This window comes from Micromonospora sp. NPDC049799, assembly GCF_040656655.1.
Lineage (GTDB): Bacteria > Actinomycetota > Actinomycetes > Mycobacteriales > Micromonosporaceae > Micromonospora.
On the sequence record NZ_JBFAMU010000541.1, the window covers coordinates 1 to 3208 of the forward strand.

Sequence of the window (3208 nt, forward strand, 5' to 3'; positions counted from 1 at the left end):
GCCGCGCGGCCGGCGCGGCCCGCGCGGCGGCCGGGGCCTGCTGCTCGCGTTCCTCGAGCTGCCACTCGGCGACGTCGAGGAACTGCAGCGCCTCCGGGTCCTCCGGCAGCGCCTCGCCGGCGTACGCCCGGGCCAGGTCGGCGAGGACCAGGAGCAGGCTGGCCGGGTCGGCGATCACCGGGGTGGCGGTCAGTTCCAGGGCGTCGTCGGTGAGGGTGACCGACAGCTCGCCCTGCGCACCGAGGGTGACGCTGCGGCTGTCGTCGACGTCCTGCATCGGCACCCGCAGACCGGGGTGGTGCACCAGGGTCAGGCGCAGCGCCTCGTGCCGGGCCACCACCGAGTCCAGGGCGGTCTGCAGCCGGGCCCGGTCCAGCGGGTGGGCGAGCCGTACCCGCGCCCGGACCAGGTCGTGCTTCGCGGACCAGGCGAGCCGCTGGACGGGGGACAGACGGTAGCCGTTCACACCACGCTCCGGTTGACGTAGAGGTCGGACATGGCGACCAGGATCTGCCGGTCGCCGCTGAAGGGTTCGCGACCGTGGGTCGCCAGGACGTTGTCCACCACCAGCACGTCGCCGCGCTGCCAGGGAACCGACACCGCGTGTTCCCGATACAGGTCGCGAAGCCCGGTGACCACCTCGTCGGGGATCGGCTCGCCGTCGCCGTGGTAGGCGTTACGGGGCAGCCCTTCCGGGCCGTACTCGCGCAGCAGCGCGCCGGACACCTCCGCCGGCATGTTGGACACGTGGAACAGGTGGGCGTGGTTGAACCACACCGTCTCCCCGGTACGCGGATGCGTGGCAACCGCCTGCCGCCGGGCCCGGGTCCGCAGCCCGTCGGAGCCCAGCCAGGTGAACTCGGTCGCCGACGCGGCGCAGTACGCCTCCACCTCCGCCCGGTCGGTGGTCTGGAACGCCTCCTGCCAGGGGAGGTCCAGGTGCGGGCCGTAGTTGCGCACGTAGCAGACCCCGGAGCGGAGGAACCGTTCCCGCACGTCGGCGGGGATCAGCGGGGTGATGACCCGCTCGCTGGCCAGCGGGGTGGCCCCGCCGCTGCCGGTGGCCGGCTGCGCGCACCAGAAGTAGAGGTAGCTGGGCCAGTTGTGCGAGTACGACATCTCGTGGTGCAGCGGGATCCACTGCTCGGCGTTGAACTCCGTGGAGGTGAACACCCGGTCGGCGACCTCGCGCCGGGGTGCGGCCCGTTCCAGGTAGCCGAGCAGGTCCGGGCTGACCGCCCGGGCGGCCTGGCTGAAGTCGTCCGGGGAGCGCACCTCGAAACCGCGGAAGAACACCGCCCCGTAGCGGTCCAGGTCCCGCAGCAGCTCCTCGCGGCGGCCGGCGAGCCAGCCGGCCAGGTCGAGGTCGGGCACGGTGGCCTCGACGAGCAGCACGAACCGCTCGTCGGAGAGCACCCGCCGGGACACCGGGCAGCTGACCGTGCCGGTACCGCGCCGACGCGGCGCCGGCCCGCTCATGCCCGGTCCCCGGTGGGGTTCGGCACCGGGCCGGAGCGGACCGCCTCGGTCAGCTCGGGCGCGGCGACCGGATCGGACATCGCGGTGAGGATCCGCCGGGGCGGGGTGAACGGCTCACGGGCGTGCGCGGCCAGCATGTTCTCCACCAGCAGCACGTCGCCGCGCTGCCAGTCGAAGGAACGGGTCTCGGCCGCGTACGCGGCCCGCAGCTCGGCCAGCACCTCGTCTGGAATGGGCGTGCCGTCACCGTACGCGGTCTGGTAGGGCAGGTCCTCCTCATCGAGGGCGGCCCGCAGGCCGGCGCTGACGTCCCCGGGCAGGGAGGTGACGTGGAAGAAGAGCGCGTGGTTGAACCAGGTCCGCTCGCCGGTGACGGGGTGGCGGCGCACCGCCGGGCGGACCTGCCGGGTACGCAGCTGCCGCTCACCGACCCACTCCACGTCGATCAGCGCCCGCGCGCAGTACGCCTCGACGTCCTCGCGCCGTTCGGTCTGGAATGCGGTCTGCCAGCTCAGGCTGATGCCGGGCAGGTAGTTGCGCCGGTAGAGCACCCCGCGCCGCTCGAACCCGGCGACGGTCTCCGGGCGCAGCCGGGCGAGCACCCGCCGGCTGTCCGCGAGCGGGGTACGCCCACCGGCGGCCGGCGCCACCTCGCAGTGGAACACGATCCGCAGCGGCCAGTTCACCGTGTACGACTGCTCGTTGTGCAGCACGATCGGCTGGTCGGCGGGGTGCTCGGTGGAGGTGTACACCCCCTCGGTGACCTGGCTGCGCGGTGAGGACCGCTCGCCGTAGGAGAGCACCTCGGCGGAGAGGGCGGCCATCACGGTGCGGAAGTCGGCGGCACCGGCCACGGCGAAGCCACGGAACAGCACGGCCCCGTGCCGGCGGGCCAGTTCGTCGACCTCGTCGCGGTGGCTGGCCAGCCAGCCGGCCAGATCCACGTCCGGCATGGTGGCCCGGACCAGCGCCGGCAGCGGGCCGCCGGGCCAGTCGGGGCGGACGTCCACCAGGTTGCGTTCACGGCCGCGACGGGGAATGGTCCGCGCGACCCGGGTCTGCTCAGTCATCACTCGCTCCCAGGGTGTCGACGCAGTCGGCCAGACTGCGCCGGGGGTCGGCGGCAGCGGTGCGCAGCAGCGCCGTGAACCGGCGGTGCCACGCGACCACCCCGTCGTGGTCGAACAGGTCGGTGCGGTACGTCCACAGCGCCGCCAGCCCGTCCCGCCGCTCGTCGAGCCAGAGGGTCAGGTCGAGCCGGGCGGCGTCCGGGGTCAGCTCCACGCCGGTGAACTCGACGCCGGCCGCGCCGCGGTGCCGGGCCGGCGGGGCGTTCTGTACGCCGAACGCGACCTGCACCAGCGGGGTGCGGTGCGGCCGGCGGGTGGGCCGCAGTCGTTCCACCAGCAGGTCGAAGGGGACGTCCTGGTGGGCGGCGGCGAACAGGGTGACCCGGCGGGCCTCGGCGAGCAGGTCGGCGAAGCAGCCGTCCGGTGCGGTGCGCAGCCGCAGCGGCACGGTGTTGACGTGGCAGCCGACGCTCTGCTCGGCGGCGACGCTGGTCCGGCCGGCGAAGGCCACGCCGATCAGCAGGTCGTGCCGGCCGGTGGCCGCGCCCAGCAGGGTGGCGAAGGCGGCCAGCCCGACCATGTGCAGGCTGACCCGTTCGGCCCGGGCCAGCTCGCGTACCGCCTGTCAGGAGAGGCATGGCGGTCCTTTCAGGAGAGGG

The 3208-nt window shown here is 74.1% G+C and carries 3 protein-coding genes and 1 pseudogene; all 4 read right to left on the reverse strand.

What is annotated here, in order from left to right; all coding sequences use genetic code 11:
• A partial coding sequence (locus tag AB0I76_RS25965; protein WP_357040561.1) for a hypothetical protein occupies positions 1-466 on the reverse strand: 466 nt, incomplete at its 3' end.
• On the reverse strand, positions 463-1479 hold the full coding sequence (locus AB0I76_RS25970) for a TauD/TfdA family dioxygenase (RefSeq protein ID WP_357040564.1): 1017 nt from the start codon (positions 1477-1479) through the stop codon (positions 463-465). The genes AB0I76_RS25965 and AB0I76_RS25970, both read right to left, overlap by 4 nt.
• Positions 1476-2549 (reverse strand): TauD/TfdA family dioxygenase, encoded by a 1074-nt coding sequence (locus tag AB0I76_RS25975; RefSeq protein WP_357040568.1) that lies wholly within the window; start codon positions 2547-2549, stop codon positions 1476-1478. Before AB0I76_RS25975 ends, AB0I76_RS25970 begins: the two co-directional genes overlap by 4 nt.
• A pseudogene (locus tag AB0I76_RS25980) lies at positions 2542-3162 on the reverse strand (condensation domain-containing protein); the annotation flags it as partial. The gene AB0I76_RS25975 and the pseudogene AB0I76_RS25980, both read right to left, overlap by 8 nt.
• Positions 3163-3208 lie beyond the last annotated feature (46 nt).

Coding starts and splice junctions, on each gene's coding strand:
- AB0I76_RS25970 (WP_357040564.1), bottom strand. CDS start 1,479: ATGAGCGGGCCGGCGCCGCGTCGGCGCGGTACCGGCACGGTCAGCTGC.
- AB0I76_RS25975 (WP_357040568.1), bottom strand. CDS start 2,549: ATGACTGAGCAGACCCGGGTCGCGCGGACCATTCCCCGTCGCGGCCGT.